This window comes from Neisseria sp. P0006.S009 (genome assembly GCF_051962915.1).
Taxonomy (GTDB): Bacteria; Pseudomonadota; Gammaproteobacteria; order Burkholderiales; family Neisseriaceae; genus Neisseria; species Neisseria subflava_E.
On record NZ_JBQCUV010000001.1, the window covers coordinates 783,978 to 808,381 of the forward strand.

Genomic DNA, 24,404 nt, shown 5'->3' on the forward strand with positions numbered 1-24,404 from the left:
TTTTCCAGACAGCCTGAATATTGAATATCCAAGGCCGTCTGAAACCACTTTAACCACAACCACTCTTAAACAACCGAGACAATAAAAATGCCAAAAATTACCGTACTCCCACACGCGACATTATGCCCCGAAGGCGCGGTTATCGAAGACGCACCGGAAGGTCAAACCGTCCTTGACGTGCTGCTCGACCACGATATCGAAGTCGATCACGCCTGTGAAAAATCCTGTGCCTGCACAACCTGCCACGTGATTATCCGCAAAGGTTTTGACAGCCTGGAAGAACCAACCGAATTGGAAGAAGACCTGCTCGACCAAGCATGGGGCTTGGAAGCCGATTCACGCTTGAGCTGTCAGGCAGTCGTTGCCGATGAAGATTTGGTCGTAGAAATTCCTAAATATACGATCAACCACGCGCGTGAAGACCATTAAAACAAGGTTTAATGAAAAGGCCGTCTGAAACCATAAATTCATGGTTTTCAGACGGCCTTTTGGTTATGCAGCAAACTATTTGATATGAGGGAAAATAAAACGCATACGTGAAATCTGCATAGAGGTCACTTTCTGCGTAGCGGAGTAATTTTCAATTTTTTCTTGCATTCTGATTCGATGCATATTGCCATTATAACGGGGAGCAGCATTCTGAGATTTGTTTACGGTCGGCAGCTCAGCCTCTGCCTTCAACACTTCCTCCGCCTCAATGGCCGAAAGTGCAGCCTCATCTCTTACCAAACCGAAACGCTCGATAATGGCATTGGCTTCATCTATATAATGAGATTTGTCCGCGCCATTTTCCAACACTGCATCTTCAAGCACGACCGACAAATGCTTTCCGCATTTTTCGATACGCTCGGCGATGCGCGAATAAACCATCCAACGTTTCAACCTCAATGCACCTGCATCGTCATTGGGTGAAGCAGCATCCAGTTTAATCAAGCCATAGTGCTTGCCGTAATACAGACGGAACACCAGCTGCTTCAAACCTTCTGTTTCGTCCAGCATCCGATAAAGTTCGCGAACCAACAGCAGCAAACGGTCAAATGCGCCTGCTTTGGACAGATACTCCGGATCATCGGAAGCGAGCGCGTAAATCAGTTTGGACAGCTTGGCGTTGAGTGCGTTATTCATCTTTTTTCCTTTTATTTTTAAGCGATGGATTTTCTTAAGAGCCATTCCAAAAAATTTGGTTGCATAACAAAGTGTAAATTTTGTATGAAAACCAAATCATTCAAAGCGGAATAGAAAGTGTAAAACGGCAGATTCAAAGAGAATATGCCGTAAGTTTTAAGTGTCTTGCCGTATTTTAACGCAAATATGCTATTTTGTTAAAAAATAACATCATTATTTATCTGCCCATCTTCCGTAAAACAATCTGGCAGTCCGACTTCTTCTTGATTAAAATAATTACTAATAGCCCAAACCCAATAAAGGAACACATCATGAAATGGACAGATACCCAACGCATCGCCGAAGAACTCTACGACTTACACGGCGACAGCATCGACCCGAAAACCGTACGTTTCACCCAACTGCGTGATTTGATTATGGCTCTGCCTGAATTTGACGATGATCCGGCGCGTTGCGGCGAGCGTATTCTCGAAGCCGTGCAACAAGCATGGATAGATGAAGCAGAATAATCTTTCCTCCCTTCCCTATCAAACAAGACCTCAGGCAGTTTTTCAGACGACCTGAGGTCTTTATTAAATCTATTCATACAATTTCGGAAAATTTCGAAATTGACTCATACCAACCTCAAATTTATTATGCAGTCTGACAACAAATAAAAGATATGCAGAAGGTGCATAACCATGAATCACGCTCGAGAAATCGCCGCTTTAAACAACAGCCTTTCAGATTTAAAAGGCGACATCAATGTTTCGTTCGAATTTTTCCCGCCGAAAAACGAACAAATGGAAACCATGCTGTGGGATTCCATCCATCGCCTGCAAACCTTGCATCCGAAATTCGTTTCCGTAACCTACGGTGCAAACTCCGGCGAACGCGACCGCACACACAGTATCGTTAAACGCATCAAACAAGAAACCGGCCTTGACGCAGCCCCCCACCTGACCGGTATCGACGCCAGCCCTGACGAGTTGCGCCAAATCGCCAAAGATTATTGGGACAGCGGTATCCGCCGCATTGTCGCCCTGCGTGGCGACGAGCCGCCCGGCTACGAGAAAAAACCTTTCTATGCCGAAGATTTGGTCAAACTGTTGCGCTCCGTTGCCGACTTTGATATTTCCGTAGCGGCCTATCCAGAGGTGCACCCGGAAGCCAAATCCGCACAAGCCGACTTAATCAATCTGAAACGCAAAATTGATGCGGGTGCAAACCACGTTATTACCCAATTCTTCTTCGACGTGGAAAGCTATCTGCGCTTCCGCGACCGTTGCGTGATGATGGGCATTGACGTTGAAATTGTTCCCGGCATCCTGCCCGTAACCAATTTCAAACAATTGACCAAAATGGCCCAAGTGACTAATGTCAAAATCCCAAGCTGGCTGTCTAAAATGTACGAAGGTTTGGATGACGACCAAGGCACGCGCAACCTTGTTGCCGCCAGCATCGCCATCGACATGGTCAAAGTCCTCTCTCGCGAAGGGGTAAAAGACTTCCACTTCTACACCCTCAACCGCAGCGAACTGACTTACGCCATCTGCCATATTTTGGGTGTACGCCCCCGTTAATAAAACAGACGGCCTCCCCATTCTGATTTACAATATCGAACATTCAGGCCATACCGGCCTGATTAAAAATTCCAACTAGGAGAGTTAACATGACAACATTACATTTTTCAGGCTTCCCGCGCGTCGGTGCCTTCCGCGAATTGAAATTCGCACAAGAAAAATACTGGCGCAAAGAAATCAGCGAGCAAGAATTGCTGGCTGTTGCTAAAGACTTGCGCGAGAAAAACTGGAAACACCAAGCTGCTGCCAACGCTGATTACGTTGCTGTAGGCGATTTCACTTTCTACGACCACATCCTCGACCTGCAAGTTGCCACCGGTGCCATCCCTGCTCGTTTCGGATTCGACAGCCAAAACCTGTCTTTGGAACAATTCTTCCAACTAGCCCGCGGTAATAAAGACCAATTCGCTATCGAAATGACCAAATGGTTCGACACCAACTACCACTACTTGGTGCCTGAATTCCACGCCGATACCGAATTCAAAGCCAACGCCAAACACTACGTTCAACAGCTGCAAGAAGCCCAAGCTTTGGGACTGAAAGCCAAACCGACCGTTGTGGGTCCGTTGACTTTCCTGTGGGTCGGTAAAGAAAAAGGCACCGTTGAATTCGACCGTCTGAGCCTGTTGCCTAAACTGTTGCCTGTTTACGTTGAAATCCTGACTGCTTTGGTTGAAGCCGGTGCCGAGTGGATTCAAATCGACGAGCCTGCTTTGACTGTTGACCTGCCTAAAGAATGGGTAGAAGCATACAAAGACGTTTACGCCACTTTGAGCAAAGTAAGCGCCAAAATCCTGTTGAGCACTTACTTCGGTTCTGTTGCCGAACACGCCGCATTGCTGAAATCCCTGCCTGTTGACGGCCTGCACATCGACTTGGTACGCGCTCCTGAGCAACTGGACGCATTTGCCGACTACGACAAAGTTCTGTCTGCCGGCGTTATCGACGGCCGCAACATTTGGCGCGCCAATCTGAACAAAGTTTTGGAAACTGTCGAGCCTCTGCAAGCCAAACTGGGCGACCGTTTGTGGATCTCCAGCTCTTGCTCTCTGCTGCACACTCCATTTGACTTGTCAGTTGAAGAAAAACTGAAAGCCAATCAACCTGACCTGTACTCTTGGTTGGCATTTACCCTGCAAAAAACCCAAGAATTGCGCGTTCTGAAAGCTGCATTGAACGAAGGTCGTGATTCTGTTGCCGAAGAACTGGCCGCCAGCCAAGCAGCTGCCGACTCCCGTGCCAACAGCAGTGAAATCCACCGTGCAGACGTTGCCAAACGCCTGGCCGATTTGCCTGCCAACGCAGACCAACGCAAATCTCCATTTGCCGACCGTATCAAAGCGCAACAAGCATGGTTGAACCTGCCTCTGCTGCCGACTACCAACATCGGTTCTTTCCCTCAAACTACTGAAATCCGCCACGCACGCGCAGCCTTCAAAAAAGGCGAACTGTCTGCCGCCGATTACGAAGCCGCGATGAAAAAAGAAATCGCCTTGGTGGTTGAAGAGCAAGAAAAACTGGACTTGGACGTACTGGTACACGGCGAAGCCGAGCGTAACGACATGGTTGAATACTTCGGCGAACTGTTGAGCGGTTTTGCATTCACCCAATACGGCTGGGTACAAAGCTACGGCTCACGCTGCGTGAAACCACCTATCATCTTCGGTGACGTAAGCCGTCCTGAAGCCATGACTGTTGCTTGGTCTACTTACGCACAAAGCCTGACCAAACGCCCGATGAAAGGTATGTTGACCGGCCCTGTAACCATTCTGCAATGGTCTTTCGTCCGCAACGATATTCCGCGCTCTACCGTGTGCAAACAAATCGCACTGGCTCTGAACGACGAAGTATTGGATCTGGAAAAAGCCGGCATCAAAGTCATCCAAATTGACGAACCTGCCATCCGCGAAGGTCTGCCTTTGAAACGTGCCGATTGGGATGCCTACCTGAACTGGGCCGGCGAATCTTTCCGCCTGTCCTCTACCGGTTGCGAAGACAGCACCCAAATCCACACTCATATGTGTTACTCTGAGTTCAACGACATCCTGCCAGCCATCGCCGCTATGGATGCTGACGTCATCACCATCGAAACTTCACGTTCCGACATGGAGCTCTTGACTGCGTTCGGCGAGTTCAAATACCCGAACGACATTGGCCCAGGTGTTTACGACATCCACAGCCCACGCGTACCGACTGAAGCTGAAGTTGAGCATCTGTTGCGCAAAGCCATCGAGGTTGTACCGGTTGAACGTCTGTGGGTTAACCCAGACTGCGGCCTGAAAACACGTGGCTGGAAAGAAACTTTGGAACAACTCCAAGTGATGATGAACGTAACCCACAAACTGCGTGCCGAACTGGCTAAATAATGTGAGTTAGATGAAAAGGCCGTCTGAAAATTTTCAGACGGCCTTTTTTTATTTATCGATATTTAAACCATAAAGATTAAGGCTTCAACAACTTACAAAATTCCTGTCGTTGTATGATGTTCTTCCACTCCTGATGTATACACGTTCTTAGTATGGTGATACACAGTCTCTTTAGTCGTTTCGACAATATGGTTGGCTTCTGACAAAATATCGCTCAATGCAACTTTACTGCCGGTCGTATTCACCTTTTTCAGTGCTTCGCCGTTATGGCTATTGCCTTCAGAATACGTTTTGATGTCGTTTTCAAAGCGCAGCCATGAATCATACAGTTCGCCTTTGATGTCCGTCATGATTTTATTGTTGGCTACATTTAAAGATGCCTTGCCCTTAGGGTTGGTACTGTGTACGTCTACCAAAGCATCATTCAGAGTACCACCAAGTTTCAATGTGTTATTGGTGATGTTGTACTCTTTGGCATTGCTTTTCAAATAAGCAAATTCGACATAGCCGTCCGATTTTTCACGTACGGAAATTTTGTTGTCGTGAATCGTCACCGCACCATGCATCGCGACATTGCCATGGTGTTCTTCCACATAAACCGGTACCGCGCCTTTCATAATCTTGCCAATATCGGCATCGTTGCCGCTGATGGTAATGGTACCGCTGCCAATGCCGTTTTTAGATAAAACGCGGTCGTAGGTATCGTTGATGACGGCAATCAGATATTTGGTGGATTCACCGCTGATCTTGTTGTTTGCCATATTGAGCGTGTAATCCATTTTGCTTTCATGGTTACGGAACTCAATCGCGTAGGTCTGAATATTGTTTTGATAAACCGTCAGATTTTTAATGACATTATCGCTAATATCGAAATAACCTTTATCAGCCGAGTGCAAATCTTTGTATTGGGTATTGGTTTGCACCTGAATCCCTGAATACATGTGGTAGTACTTGCCTAAGTCATCATCAACATTCAAACGGAAGCTCGGGTCTTGGATAATGGTATTGCCGGTAATTTTGACTTTATCCATAGAAAACTGGCGGTTGTAGGCAACGATGCCATACAGCCGGTCACCCGTTAACACATTGTCTTCAATGACAATGCCTGTACCATCATGCACATCCAAACCCTTGCGGTAGTTGTGGTCGGTTGTGTTTTTACGGTATGTGATGCCGTAATTGTAGCTACCCGCAGCCACAGCCATACCGTAGCCGGTACCGCCGTCCGCTTCGTGGCCGTTCCAATCCAAACGGTTGCCCTCGCCGATAAAGTTTTGTTGGAAACCGATCAGCGCACCGGCAACGCGGTTGTGGTGCAGATACGAATCAACAATACGGTTGTTTTCACCCAAAGGCAGCGCTTCATATTTTTCATCAATTTCGCCGCTTTGTACGCGCGCTTTAAAGGTCAGCTTTTGACCGTTTTCCGTTTCCAAAGAAGCGGTCGACGTAAACATCACACCAGCACGATTGGCTCCGGAAACCTCTACTTTGCTGATTAAAGTATTGTCCGCATCGTTCACCAAAATGCCGTTTACCTTGCCAAAATAGCTTAAGCCTTTACGGTAAAAATCAAGGTTGGTATATTGAACCGACAAGTCGGCAATGGTTTTATTGTTTTGTCCATCGACCAAAATACCGGCAAATTCGCGGATATCGTCATGGTTGGTGTCCGGATTGAATACGCCTGTCTGCGCCTTATCAAACGTTACTTTGGTTTTGCCCATGCCCGAGCCAAACAAACCGCGCGCGCCGGAAACAGTTTTATCCATCACAATCTGGTTGGAAATATAGTAAGTCCCATCCAAGAAGACCATGGCTTTTTCTTTATGAGCCACTTCTAAAGCCGCTTTAAATGCCTGAAGGCTGTCTTTTTTACCCTGTGCATCGGCACCAAAATCATTCACACGAACATAATTACCGTAATCTTTAGATTGATACACGCGGTATTTTCCAGATACACCGACCCTACTTTCGGCATGATCGTCAATTTTGTTTTCTTTGCCTGAGCTGAGGTGGCTATCGTGACTCATGGAGTTTTTTTTGCCGGCAGAAACGCTCGTAATTTTGTTATGGCCGTCTGAATCGTTCAAATTCTTTTTATGCGCAATTTCAACTGTTTCTTTTCCTTCGGCAATTCTGTCTTCCGCCTCTTTCTCTTTACGGGCGGCTTCTTGTTTGGCTTTACGCTCTGCAATCGCTTTTTCAACTGCCGCTTTATGCGCTTCTTTTGCGCGCTCAACCGCCTGCGCTTTGGCTGCTGCGGCTTCGGCTATTTTTTTTGCTTTAGCCTCTTCGTAAATTTTTTGCCTTTCAGCCAGGACTTTTTCCATCGATTTATTGACTGGTTTGGCTGCCGTTACTTTATCGGCAGCGGCAGGTTTATTTGTTACTTTAGGCGCAATAGTGTTTTTACTGGAAACACCGCTTGCAGAAGCAACGCTGGCCCGTGCGACATGCATTTTTGTCACAAGGCCGTCTGAAGATGATGAAATGCTGTCCAATCTTGCTGCCTCAGCCACATGAACCGCCTCCCTCGTTACAGTATTTTTACCGCTTAATTGCTTGGGTTCTGGAAAAACCGACGGACTATCCCCCCAATTTTGAGTGTGTATCCATTCTTTTAGCGGAGAAGATGATTCGGAAGTGGTTTCAGGAGTTGAGGAGCCGTGACGAATATGGGTACGGCCAAGAGGAGCAAGTTTATGTGACATAATCAGCGTATTTCCTTGTATCAAATATCGTCCTTTCCCACCGCACAAGCGTGCAACAAAAAAGTTCGATTGAATAAAGAGGTAAGACGGGTTCTGTCGTAACAGCAATTGCCTGTATAAAGGCCAAACTGAAGCTGGCCACTTTGAGAAACTCGGCAGCGTTTCCCCTTCTGCCGGTTTTCTGATTGGAAACGGTAATGGTGCTTAGACAGAACCCTTGGATGACTTTTATAGGCAATCTGTCCGCGTACCATGTATCCGGTTATTTTTGACGGAAATGTATCAGAGTCCCTTTTTAATTGATTAGTTCATCCAAAGTTAAGTTATTTTTGATTTTTATAGCAAAATAAAAATGGTTTTATCTTGTATTACTTTCCTTTTTGGCGTGACAGAGTTAACCCCGCGAAGCCAAAAAGGAGGGAAATTCTAACACAACATGCCTTTAGCATTCCCAATTTAACTAAATTTACAAAATATACAAAATAAATATCTATAAATGTTTTTAACTTCATCGAAAAATCGATAAAATTCGATATTTTCAATATGTATTTTTACAACATAATTGCGCATTATATACCGATTATCTTAAAATACTACCGTTTATTTGCAAAATTTAGTATTTTATTATTGCTTTCACCATCTAAAAACCAATAAAAAAGGCCGTCTGAAAAAATATTTCAGACGGCTTTTTTATTAAATGCGTTCTATTTAACAAACTTCGACCAACCAGCCGTGTTTGTCTTCTGTCAAACCGTATTGAATGTCGGTAATCGCCTTACGGATTGCGTAACCGCGCTCTTGGCTCTTCACTTCGATTTCTTTACCATCAATCACGAAAGAAGTTACCGGAGAAATAACCGCAGCCGTACCAGTCAGAATCGCTTCCGCACCATTCTCAATCGCAGTTTTCAGCTCGTCGACAGTAAAGTTGCACTCGGTAACGGTGTAGCCCAAATCTTTGGCAACAGTCAGTACGGAATCGCGGGTAACGCCGTGCAAGAATTCGTCGGTCAACGGTTTGGTAATGATTTCATCGCCGTTAATCAGGATAAAGTTGGACGCGCCGGTTTCCTGAACGTCGCCATTCGGGCAGAACAATACTTGGTTTGCACCGTGCTCTGCTTTGGCTTTCAATACCCAAGGCATGGCGGAAGCGTAGTTGCCGCCGCATTTCACGCGGCCCATGTGCGGGGCGCAACGGATGTGTTCGGTTTCCACCAAGATTTTAACGGGCGAACCGGCTTTGAAATAATCGCCGACAGGAGAAGCCAGAATGTACAGCAAGGCTGTTTCGGAAGGAGAACCGGCTTTACCAATCACAGGGTCGGTACCGATCAAAGTCGGACGCAGGTACAAAGCGGCAGGCGCATCAGGGATTTCCTCGGCGGAACGTTTGACCAATTCGATCAAAGCATTCAAATAAGCTTCCGTTTCAGGACGCGGCAGGTGCAGAATATCTGCGCTTTGCTGCATACGCGCGATGTTAGCGGTCGGGCGGAACATCACGATTTTGCCGTTTGCCTGACGGAATGCCTTCAAACCTTCAAAACATTCGCTGCCGTAATGCAAAGCATGTGCGCCGGGGGCGAGTGTCAGGTCTTTGGAAGATTGCCATTCTACCGGTTGCCATTTACCTTCACGATAAGCGATAACGGGCATTTCAGCGTGAAAAACGCTGCCGAATACGGCTGGGACTGGTCTGCTCATGATGATTGCCTTTCTTATTCTGATTTGTAAGATAATAACTAAAGACTGAACAATACGCCTTTCAATATGGGTTTGACAAGTACCCGTCAGCATAAAGACACCATTCCCCTGTCGTCTGAAACATGCCGTCCTATCCGAAATCCGGCAAATCGTTTAAACTGATACCATTTTTCAGACGGCCTGCACCAACCGCGGCCCACCCGGAGCAACCCATGAAACTCATCTATACCATCATCAAAATCCTGATTCTTCTTGTTTTCCTCCTGCTGGCCATCACCAATACCCACACCGTATCCTTCTTCTACCTGCCCGGCCAAAACGTCAATCTGCCGCTGATTGTCGTGCTTTTCGGCGCCTTTATTATCGGCATCGTGTTCGGTATGTTTGCCCTCTTCGGCCGTCTGCTGACCCTGCGCAGCGAAAACAACCGCCTGCGTGCCGAAGTGAAAAAATACGCCCACCTTTCCGAAAAAGACCTGACTCCGGTCAAAACCGAAACACCGGCAACGGCTTCCGAAACCGCTCCCAAAGCGTAACGCCACCAATCAATAAAGGAATACCATGGACAACGAATTGTGGGTCATCTTACTGCCCATCGTCCTCCTACCCGTTTTCTTCGCTATGGGCTGGTTTGCCGCGCGCGTCGATATGAAGACCGTCCTGAAACAGGCCAAAAGCATACCGGCCGGCTTTTACAAAAGCCTTGACGCCCTCGTTGACCGCAACAGCGGCCGCGCTGCACGCGAATTGGCAGAAGTCATCGACCAGCAGCCGCAGTCATACGATTTGAATCTGACCTTAGGCAAGCTCTACCGCCAACGCGGCGAAAACGACAAAGCCATCAATATGCACCGCGCCCTGCTCGATTCGCCCGACACCGTCAACGAAAAACGCGCGCGCGTACTTTTTGAATTGGCGCAAAACTACCAAAGCGCAGGCTTGGTGGACCGTGCCGAACAAATCTTCCTCGGCTTACAGGAAGGCGATATGGCACGCGAAGCCCGCCAACACCTTTTGAGCATTTACCAACAGGATCGTGATTGGGAAAAAGCCATCGAGATGGCACAGCTCTTGAGCCATGACGAACAAACCTACCAGTTTGAAATTGCCCAGTTCTATTGCGAAATTGCCCAAGCCGCGCTGTTCAAATCCAACTTCGATGCCGCCCGCTACAACATCGGCAAAGCACTCGAAGCCAACAAAAAATGTACACGCGCCAACATCATCCTCGGCGACATCGAATACCGTCAGGGCAATTTCCCTGCCGCAGTGGAAGCGTATTCCGCCATCGAGCAGCAAAACCACGCCTATTTGAGCATGGTTGGCGAGAAACTCTATGAAGCCTATGCCGCGCAAGGCAAGCAGGAAGAAGGCCTCAACCGCCTGATCGGCTATATGCAAACCTTCCCCGATCTTGACCTAATCAACGTCATCTACGAGAAGGCCCTGCTGCTCAAAGGCGAAACCGAAGCGGCGCAAATCGCTGTCGAACTCGTCCGCCAAAAACCCGACCTCAACGGCGTGTACCGCCTGCTTGGTTTGAAACTCAGCAATATGAATCCGGAGTGGAAAGCCGATGCCGATATGATTCGTTCGATTATCGGCCGCCAGCTGCAAAAAAGCGTCATGTACCGCTGCCGCAACTGCCACTTCAAATCCCAAGTCTTCTTCTGGCACTGCCCTGCCTGCAATAAATGGCAAACCTTTACGCCGAATAAAATCGAGATTTGATCAAGCGTTAAGCATTAAAAAAAGGCCGTCTGAAATCTTTTCAGACGGCCTTTTTATTACGAAACAAAATATCAAAGCGGTTCAAAACATGGCTGTACACACCAGCAATATCTGTCAACAACGCTGCCCTGCCCATGCCAACGCCGCTACAATCTGAGCCTCAATATCGGCATTAAACTCGCCTGCACGGTACGCATCGCGCAATTCTGTGCGACGGGTTTCATCTGCCGCAATTTGGTTTAACACCACTTGCGGAAACTCGTTAAACACAGGCCCTTCCTCTTCATGACCCATCAAAAACAGCGCAGGAATTTTTTGATTGGCGCGGACGATTTCCTGTTGGCGCGGATTCTCAAAACGGCTGCTGTCGCCAAAATCGTTTCGGGCAATATAGTTGACGCGGATATTGGGATTCAACTCCGTCATTTTTTGAATAAACGGCACAAACACGCGGCAATCAGGGCAATATGGCGCAGCGGCAAGCAGCCAGTTTTGCAGACGGCTGATCTTTTTGACCGCCGCTACCGTTTGCGCCGACAGCTCGGTTGCCTGATAGAGTTGCTGCTGTTTCAATTTGTCTTCTTCAGTATCAAAATCCAAATATTCTGCATAATTGGCCATGCTTTACTCCTGTTCTGTTGTATCGGTTTTCCCTGCCACACCGGTCAAAAGCGGAACAAGCAGATTGACGACGAGGTTTTCAAATAGCGGCTCATCAAGAGGCGATTCGTCCGAATGGCCAAACACCAGCTTCACTTCGGTATATTCTTTCTGCCCTTTGCTCATTTTGTTGCCGTTAAAAACCTCATGGGCTTTTCTCAAGGCAGCATCCCAATCCTCTTTCTTGTTGTACTCCTCCGCAGCGGCAAGGCTGGTTTTGGCAAAAAACGGCAAGGGGGTATTTTGTCCGATTCGGAAATATACCAACCATTCTTTCAAAAGTGCCCTCGCCACCTCTTGCCCGATGGCGGCATAGGTTTCGGTCTGTCCCAGGCTGACAATATAGGTTTGTCGGCTTTCAACGGATTTAGGGGCGATGGCGCAAAAAATCAAATGCTCCAATAAACGGGCAATGCGGTTGGGTGCATTGTCTTTTTGATTTAGGAACACAATGCGGCCGCACTCATAAAGATTGCCGATGGTGCCTTGTAAAACCAAATCGTCAAAGTGTTCTTCATAAGGTTCAGACGGCCTTTTGTTACTGCGTATCAGCTCGGCATCCACGTTTTTCGCAGATATTTGATACTGCTTCTGCCACAAGCCACCCAACTCGCCTACCGGCATCAGGCTTTCTGCATTCAGCCGAATGGCCGTATCTTCAAAGTCTTCCCCTTTGCGCCGCGCATCCAAATAGGCATCGGCAATCCGACCTTCATGTTGCGGCTCAAACGGTTCGGCAGATTCCCATGCGCCGTCCAGATACGGCTGATCCCAGCTTAAGTTTTTCTTCAGCCAAACTTTGACAGGGTTGTGCCAAAAACTGATGAGCTCGTCTTGATGAATGGTTTTGCCCGGTTCTTCCTGACTTAAAACCTCACGGAAAAACGGCTGCGCTTCCGCTTGCGGTTGGTTCAACGCATCGGCGTAATCTTGGCGCGTACTGAAAAGGCCGTCTGAAAGCGCATCCTTTTGGAAATAACGGCGTGAGAACGCCTGCAAAGGATGATGTTTCACCCATTTCTCCGATAACTCGCGCCCGCTTTTCCCCGTCATGGCAGCAATGGTATCCAGCAGCTCGCTGATTAACGAAGAGGGCGCGAACTCGGCATCATTGCGTATATCGCGGCCGATATAAGACAAATACAGCATTTCGCGCGCGCTGATTAAGGCTTCGAGGAAGAGGTAACGGTCGTCGTCGCGGCGGGCTCGGTCGCCTTTTTTCGGATGTTTGGCAATCAGGTCGAACACCGCCGCTTTGGTATTGCGCGGAAAATCGCCGTCATTCAAACCCAACAGGCAAACCATTTTAAACGGCAGGCTGCGCATCGGTACCATACTGCAAAAAGTAATGCCGCCGCTCAAAAAACCGGCTTGGCTTTCGCTGTCCAAAAAGCGACGGATATGGCGGATAACGGTTTTACACGGCAACAATCCGTCAAATTCGGCCAACTGAGCCTCTTCCTGCCATTTCGCCAAAGACTGCTCAAACTGCTGCTTGGCGTATTGGTCGTCCGTATCCGGAGCAAACAGTTTCTCCAGTAAATCGCGGCAACGCTGCACCCAGCCTTCCACATTGGCAGGCGCTTGCCATTGCGCCGCCATATCGGCCAAAGTACGGATAAATTCGGCAAAGCCTCTGAACACGTCCAGCTGGTTGACGTTGCTATGCCACGCGCTCACGCCCTGCCACATACCGTTGCCACCTTCGGGCAGCATCCAGCCCAAAGCCAAACGCTCTACCGCCTGTTGCCAAGTAAAGAGGTTGTCTTTGCCCTCGCGCATGGTTTGATCCAAACCCCAATGCACATTTAATCCGGCAACAGTCTCATGCAGCAGCGACACATCTTCCTCGCTCAAACCAAAGCGTTGCAACACCAACCGACTTTCCAGCAAAGGCAAAACCTTGTCCACTTCAAACCGGCTTTCCAGCAAGTCCAAAGTTTGCGCCAAAGCATACAGCAACGGCTGGCGGCGGCTGAGTTTCACATCCGAAATCGAATACGGCAAAGCCTGGCTGCCTGCCTGCTCCTGTCCGAAAACGGCTTCGATAAACGGGCTGTACGGCTCGATGTTCGGTGTCAACACGGCAATATCGTGCGGCTGCCAGTCGGGATTTTTTTGCAACACCAGCGACAGCTCTTCTTTCAAAATCTGCAATTCGCGCAAAGGGCTGTGTGCTGCAACGATTTTGACGGAGCCATCATTCAGCAGCTTGTTCGGCTCAACACACACTGGATTGCCGCCCGCATCGTGAACCTGAACCAAAGCCGATTGCGCGCCTGCTTCGCTTTCTTCCTGTTGATATAAGCGTTCAGACGGCATGATTAAGTTTTGGATATCGTTTTGCAGGCAATGTAATAAGGTATCGTCTTTTCCCTCTTCATAAACCTGAATATCCTGCTCGGTTTCCACTTCCGACAGAAAATCAAAGAAATCGCGCCCCTGCTTGCCCAAAGAAGCCAACAGCGGATGCCCTGCCTGCGACAAATCCGCCTCATCGCCCCTTTTCAAAATCTGTGCCTCGTCGATGACCTCGCCCCAATATTGGCTGCTCGGGTTGAGCGCAAACACAAACACATCGCAATGTTTGGAAATTTGGTGCAGCAGTTGCAGATACATCGGCGCCATTGTCGAAATACCGAATACAAACAACCTTTGCGGCAAGACCGATTTATCCAACTGCGCCAACAGCTTTTCCCACAAGGCCACGCGGTGCGGCGCAGATTGGCTGCCATCGTCCAAATAGCGCCACAGCCGCGCCTGCCAATCCTCATCATCGCCCAAACCCAGCAGTTTCCCAGCCTGCCACGCATCAATCCAATCCGGACGGTACACCAAATATTGGTCGAAAATATCCGCCATTTGTCCGGCAAGCTGATAATCCGCCGATGCCGAACTGTGCAAATAACTTTCCAGCTTCAGGCGCACGTTTTCGTACTCCGGGGCCGTCTGAAACGCTTCGCTGCGGAACAAATCCAGCAAACGCCAACGCATGACTTCAGGCGAAAACGGACTGAGCGGCGGCACATCGGGAACCAATTTACGCATCAGCTGCCACGCCAAACCGGCCGGCAGGCTGAACTTCAAATTCGCCGCCACGCCGAGTTTGCGCGCAAAAAACACATTCAAATAACGCCGCATACCCTGGCTCTGCACCACCACTTCTTCCTGCGCCAATACAGAATCCAAGGGCAAGGCCTGATGAATATGCGCGCACATTTCGGCAAGCGCTTCCAAACGGTCGGACTGATAAAGATAAAACATAGCAGACAATCTAAAAAACAATTGCCCACATTATAATGCCATTAGGACAAATGCTTCAGCAGAAGCGGCAAACAAAAACACAGGCCGTCTGAAACACATCGCTTCAGACGGCCTAAAACAAACCCATCGGCAGCCAATTATTAATTATTTATCGACCCCTGTACAAACCGGCTTCTCCTATCTATAATTTCCCACATTCGGAATGTAGCGCAGCCCGGTAGCGCACTTCGTTCGGGACGAAGGGGTCGGAGGTTCGAATCCTCTCATTCCGACCAAATACAAAACCTGCTTGAGTCCAAGCAGGTTTTTTACATTCGGCAAGCCTATACTTCCGGCGGCGGCAACGGCGCGCCTTCGGGATGTTTGTAGCGGTTGTACATAAACAAATATTGTTCCGGAAAACGGCGTATCCAATATTCGGTATTTTCATTGATCACGCGCGCGTCGTTCTCCTTATCGCCGTTCAATTCGCCGCGCAAAGGTTCAATGTGCAAGACAAAGCCTTTGCCGTCGGGCAGACGCTCGCCGCAGAAAAACAAAGCCTTCACGCCTTTGACTTGCGCCAGCTTGCCCGCCAACGTCATGGTATAGGCAGGTTTTCCGAAAAAGTCCACCCAGACGCCGTCGCCGCCTTCTTCCGGAGACGGTACATGGTCCGGCAACACAATGGTTGCTTCGCCGCCGCGCAGCGCTTTGATGATTTGTTTGACGCCCTGAATGCTGGTCGGTGCAGTCTTGCCTTTACCGCGCACGCGCCCTGCCTGCATCACCGCATCAAATGCCTTGATTTTCGGCGGCTTGTACATCGCCGTCAGAGGAAACGGCAGTTGCTGGCTGATGTAGCGGCCCGCCAAATCATAGCTGCCGATGTGCGGCGTGATAAACAGCAAACCTTCGCCCACACTCAAGGCCGTCTGAACATGTTCCCAACCGTTGACGCTGACAAACAGGTTTTCAATTTCTTCAGGCCGTCTGAAAAACGCCACCGGCAATTCCAAGCCGCCTTTTGCCGTTTCACGGAAAACTTTTTTCACCGCCTCATCCGTCGGGTTCAAGCCGGCAAGTGTCATGTTTTCGAATACCCTTCGGCGATCTTTCGACAGCACGCGAAAACCCAAACCGCCCAGCAGGTTGCCTAATTTGTGCAACCAAGCCAAAGGCAGCGCGGCCAAAAATTTAAAAACAAAGGTAACAAGCGTTTGCATAAGGTTTTACCAAAATGAAGTGGACAGATTGTAAACGAAACAGGCCGTCTGAACAAAACAGACTTCGGGCAAATATATTGCGGCACACCTGCTTTTCTGCTACTATCCGCGCTGCATTAAGAGTTGGGAATTCCATGCCAACCTGCTTTTCAAACGGAAAGGTAAGGTGGACGGTTGAAAAACCGATGTGGCTCGCCAGAGCAATCCAAACCCGCTTAATGCGGGAATTTTTTTGCCTGTAAGAAACGCGCAACAGGATTCCGAAACAGCAGGCAAGTGCGAATGTTTCTCACTTGTATAGAGAAAAAGCGGAGTTTTTGTTATGATTTCCGCTGTCCGAAATAAAAGGCCGTCTGAAAACACAGCAGCCTGTTTTTAATGAAAGAATAGCAATGAGCGAATATCTGTTTACTTCCGAATCGGTATCCGAAGGCCATCCGGATAAAGTTGCCGACCAAGTATCCGATGCGATTTTGGATGCCATCTTGGCGCAAGACCCCAAAGCGCGTGTCGCTGCAGAAACCTTGGTCAACACAGGCTTGTGCGTATTGGCAGGCGAAATCACTACCACCGCCCAAGTGGACTACATCAAAGTCGCACGCGAAACCATCAAACGCATCGGCTACAACTCCTCCGAGCTGGGCTTTGATGCCAACGGCTGCGCGGTCGGCGTGTACTACGACCAGCAATCTCCGGACATCGCCCAAGGCGTGAACGAAGGCGAAGGCATCGACTTGAACCAAGGTGCAGGCGACCAAGGTTTGATGTTCGGCTATGCCTGCGACGAAACCCCTACCCTGATGCCGTTTGCCATCTATTACAGCCACCGCCTGATGCAACGCCAAAGCGAATTGCGCAAAGACGGCCGCCTGCCTTGGCTGCGTCCTGATGCCAAAGCCCAACTGACCGTGGTTTACGACAGCGAAACCGGCAAAGTAAAACGCATCGACACCGTCGTCCTGTCTACCCAGCACGATCCGTCTATCGGCTACGAAGAGCTGAAAAACGCCGTGATCGAACACATCATCAAACCGGTTCTGCCGTCTGAACTGCTGACCGACGAAACCAAATACCTGATCAACCCGACCGGCCGCTTCGTTATCGGCGGCCCGCAAGGCGACTGCGGTTTGACCGGCCGTAAAATCATCGTCGATACCTACGGCGGCGCAGCTCCGCACGGCGGCGGCGCATTCTCCGGCAAAGACCCGTCCAAAGTGGACCGTTCCGCCGCTTACGCCTGCCGCTATGTTGCGAAAAACATCGTAGCCGCCGGTTTGGCAACCCAATGCCAAATCCAAGTTTCCTACGCCATTGGCGTTGCCGAACCGACTTCGATTTCCATCGATACTTTCGGTACCGGCAAAATCAGCGAAGAAAAACTGATTGCCCTGGTTCGCGAACATTTCGACCTGCGTCCTAAAGGCATCGTCCAAATGCTCGACCTGCTGCGCCCGATTTACAGCAAGTCCGCCGCCTACGGCCACTTCGGCCGCGAGGAGCCTGAATTTACTTGGGAGCGCACCGACAAAGCAGCCGCATTGAAAGCAGCCGCAGGCGTGTAGAAAAACAATAAAGGTCGTCTGAACGGGAGTTTCAGACGGCCTTTTTACATCTAAATATTCAAAACCTTTTTACGAACGACACATCGTATTTTCACAAAAACAGTGCAATGAAATTTTGGATTGCTATGCTTTCCTTGTGAATCTACATAAATAAAACTGAAAGCATACATCATGAAAAAATGGCTGCTGGCTGTTTTGCCTGCCACCGCACTGGCTGCTCCGCCTCAAGGCTTTTATCAAAATTACAAAGACTGGGACATTGCTTGCGACAATACCGGCACCTGCCGTCTTGCCGGATATCAGGCAGATGAAACAGAACCGCCGGTTTCTATCCTGTTTACCCGACAAGCAGGGGCGAATGCCGCCGTAATTGGCGAAGTTTCCTTGCTGTCATTTAATGACGATGACACACAACTCGCCAGCATTGCAACCCGCAACGAATTAGTATTGAACGGTAAATCACTGGGCAAATTGGCGTTGAACAAAAAAGGCCAAGGCAAATTGAGCAGCGCGCAAACCAGTGCCTTACTCGAAGCATTGAAAAAAGAGAGCAAAATCAGCATCCGATCTGGAAAATATGAATGGCATTTGTCCGACAAAGGCGCAGCGGCGGCAATGTTGAAAGCGGATGAATTCCAAGGCCGTCTGAACACACCTTCCGCGCTGATACGCAAAGGCAACAGCAATCAGGCAGTCCTCAATCCTCAACCCAAACCCGTTATCCGTGCCGTTGCCGTACTACAAAAAGCAAGCGATACGCTGGAGCAAAACACGTCGCGCCACAATGCCGTCATGAAACTGCTGCGAGACAGCAACAACTATGCTCCCACTGACGATGACAATTACTGCCCCGCCCTGCATGATAAAGAGCACATGGATTGGAATCGCAGCCTAAGTATTTATCCGCTCAACAAACAACAAGTATTGGTAGAGGCCATCTGTATCGGCGGAGCCTATCAAACCGGCGGCTACTATGCCATTGCCAACAAAGAATTAACCAAAATCGAACAAGTGCTGCCGCCAATGACATACGGCAGTCACGGCGGATTCGATGAGAAAACAGCCACCCTTAGCGGCAGCTTCAAAGGCCGAGGGATCGGCGACTGCTGGTCTGGCAATGCAGCGGTGTGGGACGGTAAAACGTTTGTCCGCAGTGAGGAACACACCACCGGCTCATGCAAAGGCTTCACAGGCGGCGCTTGGCTGATGTCTATTTTTGAAGCCCGTGTTGAACGTTAAAATACACGGAATATTTACGATAGAAAGCAAAGGCCGTCTCAAAATTCCCGTTTTCAGACGGCCTTTTTCCTTATACAATAGCCACTTGAATTTCTATATACATTCTGAATAAAGGATACGGATTATGTTCGGCAAACAACTTTTTGAAGAAGTCAGCTCCAAAATCAGCGAAACCATCGCCAACAGCCCTGCCAAAGACATGGAAAAAAACGTTAAAGCCATGCTCGGCAGCGCATTCAACCGCATGGATTTGGTGACCCGCGAAGAATTCGACATCCAACAACAGGTTTTGATTAAAACCCGTACCAAACTGGCTGAATTGGAAGCCCGTTTGGCCAAACTCGAAGCCGCTCAAGAGCCTGAAGAAGCTGCTTTGAAAGCGGCCGAAGCTGCTGCAGAAGAAGCTGTTGCCGAAATCAAACAACAAACTGAAGCTGCCGAATAAGGCCGTCTGAAACATGTCGCTTGCTTTGGTTTACAGCCGCGCCTTAAGCGGCATGAATGCGCCGTTGGTCGAAGTGGAAGCCCACCTTGCCAACGGCTTGCCACATTTCAATATCGTCGGTTTGCCCGATACTGAAGTTAAAGAAAGCCGCGACCGTGTGCGTGCCGCCATTATCCAAAGCGGCTTCGACTTTCCCGCCAAGAAAATTACCGTCAACCTCGCACCGGCCGACCTCCCAAAAGAATCCGGCCGTTTCGATTTGCCGATTGCCTTAGGCATTCTTGCCGCATCGGGACAAATCAATCCTGAAAAGCTCTCCCAATATGAGTTTGCCGGAGAATTGGCGCTATCCGGCCTGCTGCGTCCCGTGCGCGGTGCACTGGCCATGGCATGGCAGGGAATGCAGGCAGGCCGTTCGTTTGTATTGCCGCAAGAAAATGCCGAACAGGCTGCCGTTATGCGCGGTATCGCGGTTTATGGAGCGCGTTCTTTGGGTGAAGTGGCCGCCCATTTAAACGGCATCGAACCGTTGACACAAACCGAATGCAAACTGCCACAAAGGCCGTCTGAACAAAGTAAAATTCCTGATTTAGCTGATGTTAAAGGCCAGCATACCGCCCGCCTTGCTTTGGAAATCGCAGCGGCAGGCGGACACAGCCTGCTGATGATGGGTCCGCCGGGTACGGGCAAATCCATGCTTTCGCAACGTTTGCCCGGCATCCTTCCGCCTTTGACCGAAGACGAATTAGTCGAAGTATGGGCATTGCGTTCGCTCCTACCCAACCATCAACAGCAACTCGACAGTAACCGCCCTTTCCGCAGCCCTCATCACAGCGCCAGCTCGGCTGCCATGGTAGGTGGTGGTTCAGACCCGCGTCCGGGCGAAATTTCATTGGCACATCACGGTGTGTTGTTTTTAGACGAATTGCCCGAGTTTGACCGTAAAGTATTAGAAGTGTTGCGCGAACCTTTGGAAAACGGCGAAATCCATATTTCCCGCGCCGCACGCCAAGCAGTTTATCCAGCCAAGTTCCAACTTGTCGCCGCCATGAACCCCTGCCCTTGCGGCTATCTTGGTCATCCATCCAAACCTTGCCGCTGCACGCCTGAAAGCGTTGCCCGCTACCGCAACAAAATTTCAGGGCCATTGCTCGACCGTATTGATTTAACCATCGAAGTACCCAGCCTTTCCGCTGCCGAGTTGATGCAACAGGAAGCAGGCGAATCCAGTGCTACCGTATTGGAACGCGTTACCGCCGCACGCAAAATCCAATACAACCGACAAGGCAAAGTCAATGCAGAACTGAGTGTCGGCGAGCTCGATGGCAAAGCTCGTATTCAAAAAGAAGCGCAAGAAGCCTTGGGAACTATGCTCGAAAAACTGTCCCTTTCCGCCCGAAGTTTCCACCGCATCATGCGCGTCGCCCGTACGCTGGCCGATTTGGCGGGTGATGAAGAAGTCAGCAAAACCCATGTGATGAAAGCCATCGGCTTCCGTCGCGCCCTTTAACTTGTCAGACGGCCTGAATCTTTATGTTTAAGTAAAACTAGAGTAAACAAAGCATCAGGATTTTGCCGTCCATAACGGTTATTGATAAAATATCGAATCCAAACTCAGACAGTCTCCCTTCAGACCGTCTGAACACATTATTACAAGGTAAGTCATGAAAAAATCTACACAATATGGCAAAGGCTTGGCCGGTTTCTTTTTCGGCCTGATACTGGCAACAGGTATTATTGCCGGTATTTTGTTCTTCTTGAACCAAGGCAACCAAAACGTTTTCAAAGAGCTGACTCAGCCTAAACAAAGCGAAGAACCTGAAATCCTGAAACCTCAGGACAAAGCAGAGAAACGCCCAGCTACCGACAACTCGTCCAGCCAAGCAGATGAAGAAAAAGCCAAAGCTGAAAAAGAAGCGGCGGAGAAAGAAGCCAAAGCAAAAGAAGCGGCTGAAAAGGCTGCCAAAGAAGCTGAAGAGAAAGCTCAAGCAGAAAAAGAGGCTCAGGAAAAAGCCGATCGCGAGGCCAAAGAAAAAGCGGATAAAGCTGAAACAGAAAAAGCCGAACGCGAAGCTAAAGAAAAAGCTGAAAAAGCCGCCGCCGACAAAGCCGAACGCGAAGCCAAAGAAAGAGCAGACAAAACTGCCGTCGACAAAGCCGAACGTGAAGCCAAAGAAAAAGCCGCAAAAACGGAAGCAGAAAAAGAAGCCACCAAGAAAAAACTGGCCGAGAAAAAAGCTGAATTAGAGAAAAAACGCGCAGAAAAAGCCAAAGCTGAAAAAGAAGCTACTGATAAAACTGCAAAAGATAAAAAAGCAGCCGACCAACTGACCGACAAACAAAAAGAGCGTGCCGAGCGCAAATTGGCTGAGAAAAAAGCAGCCGAAGTCAAAAAACAAAACAAGCCGACACCTGAGCAAATCCTCAACAGCGGCAGCATCGAAAAAGCACGTAAAGCAGCAAATGCCTCTACAACAAAAGAAAGCAGCAACACTGCAAGTAAACAGTCAGCAGAAAAAGCCGAAGCAGCTGTGAACAGCGGTAAAAAAGCCTTCCTGCAACTTGGTTCATATGCAGACCGCTCCAGCGCAGACTCACAACGTGCAAAACTAGCTATTTTAGGTGTTTCTTCCAAAGTGGTTGAATCGCAAAACGGCGACAAAACCATTTACCGAGTTCAAAGTAATACCATGCCGCAGGAAGCCGCTGTAAAACTGCAAAAAAACCTGCAAGGCCATAATATCAACAGCTTGATTCGTTCTAGCAAATAATGGAATCACTGATGAAGCAGCATATAAAACAAACCATTTCCGCACTCAGCCTGAGCCTGCTCAGTCTGAGTGCGCAGGCTGCTACCGAGGGCGTGGACTATACTGTCCTCAGTCGCCCTATTCCGCAGCAACAAGCCGGAAAAATTGAAGTGCTAGAATTTTTTGGCTACTTCTGCGTCCATTGTTACCATCTCGATCCCGTTTTGTTGCAACACAGCAAAACCTTTGCCAAAGATGTTTCCTTACGGACAGAACACGTCGTTTGGATGCCTGAAATGTTAGGCTTGGCCAAAGTAGCCGCTGCCGTCAATCTTTCAGGTTTAAAATATCAGGCCAATCCAGTCATCTTCAAAGCAGTTTACGAACAAAAAATCAACCTGGCTGATGCAAATGTATTCCGATCATGGGTTGGTAAACAGACAAGTTTTGACAGTCAAAAACTGCTTCAAGCCTACAATAGCCCTGCTGCCGCGTCGGCTGCTGCAAAAATGCAGCAATTGACGGAAACTTATCGAATTGAAAACACACCAACTGTCATCGTCGGTGGTAAATACAAAGTCAATTTCAATGGTAGCGACTGGAAAGTCGGTATGAAAACCATAGATGACCTCATCGTCAAAGTCCGTCGCGAACAATCCTCAAAACCACTTTAACTATTCAACAAAAGAAAGACGGCCTCAAGGCCGTCTGAAAACTTATGGACATTCTGATTTTATTTAAAGCACTTATTCTCGGTATTATCGAAGGTTTAACCGAGTTCCTCCCTATTTCAAGTACCGGTCACTTGATTGTATTCGGTGACTTAATGAACTTTCAAAGCAACGGAAAAGTATTTGAAATTGCTATCCAACTCGGTGCCGTATTAGCCGTCGTATTCGAATATCGCCAACGATTTACCCATATCATAAAAGGACTCGGTAAAGAACGGACAGCCAATCGCTTTGTACTGAATTTATTTATTGCCTTCATACCTGCTGCGGTTGTTGGCCTCTTATTCAGTAAACAAATTAAATTACATCTTTTCAACCCGATTACCGTTGCTACCATGCTGGTATTAGGTGGCTTCTTCATTTTATGGGTTGAAAAACGCCAAACAAAAGCCAAACCTAAAGTCAACCATGTCGATGATATGCGCCCAATTGACGCATTTGTTGTAGGATGCGCCCAAATTTGCGCCCTTATCCCTGGTACATCACGTTCAGGCAGTACGATTATGGGCGGTATGTTGTGGGGACTGGAACGTAAAACGGCTACCGAATTTTCATTTTTCCTTGCTGTGCCAATGATGATTGCGGCAACAGGTTACGACATCTTAAAAAACTACAAACTCTTTACCTTGCAAGATGTCGGACAAATTGCTATCGGTTTTATCGCTGCATTTATCGCCGGTTTATTGGCAGTAAAAGCTTTGCTGAAATTTGTCTCCAGTAAAAACTATGTGCCTTTTGCCTACTACCGTATTGTATTTGGTGGTCTGATTCTCCTTACTTGGATGCTGGGCTGGGTCAGCTGGAGCGAATAACCCCTTTCCCGAAAGGACGTGCCTGTGCACGTCCTTTTTACTTTCTTATCTCCTTTCCACTCTATTGTCACCCCATAAAAGGCCGGCACTCCGCATCATTACCCCTAAATATCTCCTCACCGTCCGTACAGCTGCCCTTCCCCTTCATCTTCCCGCACACCACCGCCGTCAGCGACTCGTTCAAGCGCAGCACCCTCGGCTCCGCTTCCCTATCCAGCGCCACCGCCTTCAAGGTAAACTTACCCTCCAGGATGCCCTTAGCCTGACCGCTCATCCTGATACAGAAACCGCCCGCCTCCTTCACCGGCAGTTCCGGCCACTTCGTCGACGTCAGCTTAAAGCTGCCCTTTTTCGCGTAGAACTGCTCCATAAAGCGCGCATTTTCCAGCAGCGCGGCATGCGCTGCACGCAGGTTGGCCGAGCGGACCGATTCCCGATAGACCGTAAAGGCAGCCGTCGCCAATATCGAAACCAACAGCATCACCACCAACAGCTGTATCAAAGAATACCCCCTCTGCACAGTTGCCCTAT

20 protein-coding genes, 1 tRNA gene and 1 riboswitch are annotated in these 24,404 nt (G+C 48.8%); of the genes, 14 read left to right on the forward strand and 7 right to left on the reverse strand.

Translation table 11 applies throughout. From position 1 onward, the window contains the following. The first annotated feature begins 87 nt into the window (after nucleotides 1-87). Nucleotides 88-429 (forward strand): ISC system 2Fe-2S type ferredoxin, encoded by a 342-nt coding sequence (gene fdx / locus ACTHTK_RS03725; RefSeq protein ID WP_003686005.1) that lies wholly within the window; start codon nucleotides 88-90, stop codon nucleotides 427-429. A 75-nt stretch (nucleotides 430-504) separates the two neighbouring features. On the opposite strand, the gene ACTHTK_RS03730 is transcribed toward fdx, so the two are convergent. Beyond that, nucleotides 505-1,125 carry a hypothetical protein gene (locus ACTHTK_RS03730; protein WP_107723639.1) on the reverse strand — a complete coding sequence of 207 codons (621 nt, stop codon included), beginning with the start codon at nucleotides 1,123-1,125 and terminating at the stop codon, nucleotides 505-507. Nucleotides 1,126-1,436: 311 nt separating this feature from the next. Here ACTHTK_RS03730 and iscX point away from each other — a divergent pair, with 311 nt between their 5' ends. From iscX to metE, 3 genes are all read left to right on the forward strand, one after another. After that, nucleotides 1,437-1,634, forward strand: coding sequence for a Fe-S cluster assembly protein IscX (gene iscX / locus ACTHTK_RS03735; RefSeq protein WP_003682097.1), 198 nt, complete (start codon nucleotides 1,437-1,439; stop codon nucleotides 1,632-1,634). 171 nt (nucleotides 1,635-1,805) lie between these two features. Then, on the forward strand, nucleotides 1,806-2,687 hold the full coding sequence (gene metF / locus ACTHTK_RS03740; RefSeq protein ID WP_049323818.1) for a methylenetetrahydrofolate reductase: 882 nt from the start codon (nucleotides 1,806-1,808) through the stop codon (nucleotides 2,685-2,687). A gap of 89 nt (nucleotides 2,688-2,776) precedes the next feature. Next, nucleotides 2,777-5,053 (forward strand): 5-methyltetrahydropteroyltriglutamate--homocysteine S-methyltransferase, encoded by a 2,277-nt coding sequence (metE, locus tag ACTHTK_RS03745; protein WP_440378372.1) that lies wholly within the window; start codon nucleotides 2,777-2,779, stop codon nucleotides 5,051-5,053. A gap of 92 nt (nucleotides 5,054-5,145) precedes the next feature. On the opposite strand, the gene ACTHTK_RS03750 is transcribed toward metE, so the two are convergent. Both ACTHTK_RS03750 and ilvE read right to left on the reverse strand, forming a co-directional pair. Then, complete coding sequence (locus ACTHTK_RS03750; protein WP_440378385.1) at nucleotides 5,146-7,386, reverse strand: right-handed parallel beta-helix repeat-containing protein; 2,241 nt, start codon at nucleotides 7,384-7,386, stop codon at nucleotides 5,146-5,148. A gap of 1,089 nt (nucleotides 7,387-8,475) precedes the next feature. Further along, the gene (ilvE, locus tag ACTHTK_RS03755) at nucleotides 8,476-9,474 is read right to left on the reverse strand and encodes a branched-chain-amino-acid transaminase (protein ID WP_440378373.1); all 999 of its coding nucleotides are present in this window, start codon (nucleotides 9,472-9,474) and stop codon (nucleotides 8,476-8,478) included. Between the two features lie 212 nt (nucleotides 9,475-9,686). Between ilvE and ACTHTK_RS03760 the strand changes: the two genes are divergently transcribed. Beyond that, a complete protein-coding gene (locus tag ACTHTK_RS03760) occupies nucleotides 9,687-10,010 on the forward strand; it encodes a LapA family protein (RefSeq protein ID WP_036490154.1) in 324 nt (107 codons plus the stop codon). 25 nt (nucleotides 10,011-10,035) lie between these two features. Then, the gene (gene lapB, locus ACTHTK_RS03765; protein WP_063076142.1) at nucleotides 10,036-11,205 is read left to right on the forward strand and encodes a lipopolysaccharide assembly protein LapB; all 1,170 of its coding nucleotides are present in this window, start codon (nucleotides 10,036-10,038) and stop codon (nucleotides 11,203-11,205) included. A 114-nt stretch (nucleotides 11,206-11,319) separates the two neighbouring features. Here lapB and ACTHTK_RS03770 read toward each other — a convergent pair whose 3' ends face one another. Beyond that, nucleotides 11,320-11,826, reverse strand: coding sequence for a thioredoxin family protein (locus ACTHTK_RS03770; RefSeq protein ID WP_070645421.1), 507 nt, complete (start codon nucleotides 11,824-11,826; stop codon nucleotides 11,320-11,322). A 3-nt stretch (nucleotides 11,827-11,829) separates the two neighbouring features. Next, nucleotides 11,830-15,129 (reverse strand): exodeoxyribonuclease V subunit gamma, encoded by a 3,300-nt coding sequence (gene recC / locus ACTHTK_RS03775; protein WP_440378374.1) that lies wholly within the window; start codon nucleotides 15,127-15,129, stop codon nucleotides 11,830-11,832. A 198-nt stretch (nucleotides 15,130-15,327) separates the two neighbouring features. On the opposite strand from recC, the gene ACTHTK_RS03780 reads away from it, so the two are divergent. Next, nucleotides 15,328-15,404: transfer RNA gene (locus ACTHTK_RS03780), tRNA-Pro, on the forward strand. A 48-nt stretch (nucleotides 15,405-15,452) separates the two neighbouring features. Here the strand turns inward: ACTHTK_RS03780 and ACTHTK_RS03785 are convergent. Continuing rightward, nucleotides 15,453-16,334, reverse strand: coding sequence for a lysophospholipid acyltransferase family protein (locus tag ACTHTK_RS03785; protein ID WP_440378375.1), 882 nt, complete (start codon nucleotides 16,332-16,334; stop codon nucleotides 15,453-15,455). Between the two features lie 108 nt (nucleotides 16,335-16,442). Beyond that, a riboswitch (SAM-I-IV-variant riboswitch) is annotated at nucleotides 16,443-16,553 on the forward strand. A gap of 173 nt (nucleotides 16,554-16,726) precedes the next feature. Between ACTHTK_RS03785 and metK the strand changes: the two genes are divergently transcribed. The 7 genes from metK (at nucleotide 16,727) to ACTHTK_RS03820 (ending at nucleotide 23,873) form a co-directional block, all read left to right on the forward strand. Continuing rightward, a complete protein-coding gene (gene metK / locus ACTHTK_RS03790) occupies nucleotides 16,727-17,896 on the forward strand; it encodes a methionine adenosyltransferase (protein ID WP_049351011.1) in 1,170 nt (389 codons plus the stop codon). A 171-nt stretch (nucleotides 17,897-18,067) separates the two neighbouring features. After that, on the forward strand, nucleotides 18,068-19,135 hold the full coding sequence (locus ACTHTK_RS03795; RefSeq protein ID WP_440378376.1) for a DUF1176 domain-containing protein: 1,068 nt from the start codon (nucleotides 18,068-18,070) through the stop codon (nucleotides 19,133-19,135). Between the two features lie 124 nt (nucleotides 19,136-19,259). Further along, nucleotides 19,260-19,580 carry an accessory factor UbiK family protein gene (locus ACTHTK_RS03800; RefSeq protein ID WP_003684455.1) on the forward strand — a complete coding sequence of 107 codons (321 nt, stop codon included), beginning with the start codon at nucleotides 19,260-19,262 and terminating at the stop codon, nucleotides 19,578-19,580. Nucleotides 19,581-19,593: 13 nt separating this feature from the next. Beyond that, nucleotides 19,594-21,090, forward strand: a complete 1,497-nt coding sequence (locus ACTHTK_RS03805) for a YifB family Mg chelatase-like AAA ATPase (RefSeq protein ID WP_107723647.1) — start codon at nucleotides 19,594-19,596, stop codon at nucleotides 21,088-21,090. A gap of 154 nt (nucleotides 21,091-21,244) precedes the next feature. Next, nucleotides 21,245-22,351: an SPOR domain-containing protein gene (locus tag ACTHTK_RS03810; RefSeq protein WP_107723648.1), complete on the forward strand. Its 1,107-nt coding sequence runs from the start codon at nucleotides 21,245-21,247 to the stop codon at nucleotides 22,349-22,351. Nucleotides 22,352-22,362: 11 nt separating this feature from the next. Then, nucleotides 22,363-23,004 carry a thiol:disulfide interchange protein DsbA/DsbL gene (locus ACTHTK_RS03815; protein WP_107723680.1) on the forward strand — a complete coding sequence of 214 codons (642 nt, stop codon included), beginning with the start codon at nucleotides 22,363-22,365 and terminating at the stop codon, nucleotides 23,002-23,004. A 44-nt stretch (nucleotides 23,005-23,048) separates the two neighbouring features. Continuing rightward, entirely contained in the window at nucleotides 23,049-23,873 is an 825-nt protein-coding gene (locus ACTHTK_RS03820; RefSeq protein WP_107723649.1) for an undecaprenyl-diphosphate phosphatase, read from the forward strand. Nucleotides 23,874-23,940: 67 nt separating this feature from the next. Here the strand turns inward: ACTHTK_RS03820 and ACTHTK_RS03825 are convergent, their stop codons facing one another. Next, nucleotides 23,941-24,393, reverse strand: coding sequence for a type IV pilin protein (locus ACTHTK_RS03825; protein ID WP_440378386.1), 453 nt, complete (start codon nucleotides 24,391-24,393; stop codon nucleotides 23,941-23,943). Nucleotides 24,394-24,404 lie beyond the last annotated feature (11 nt).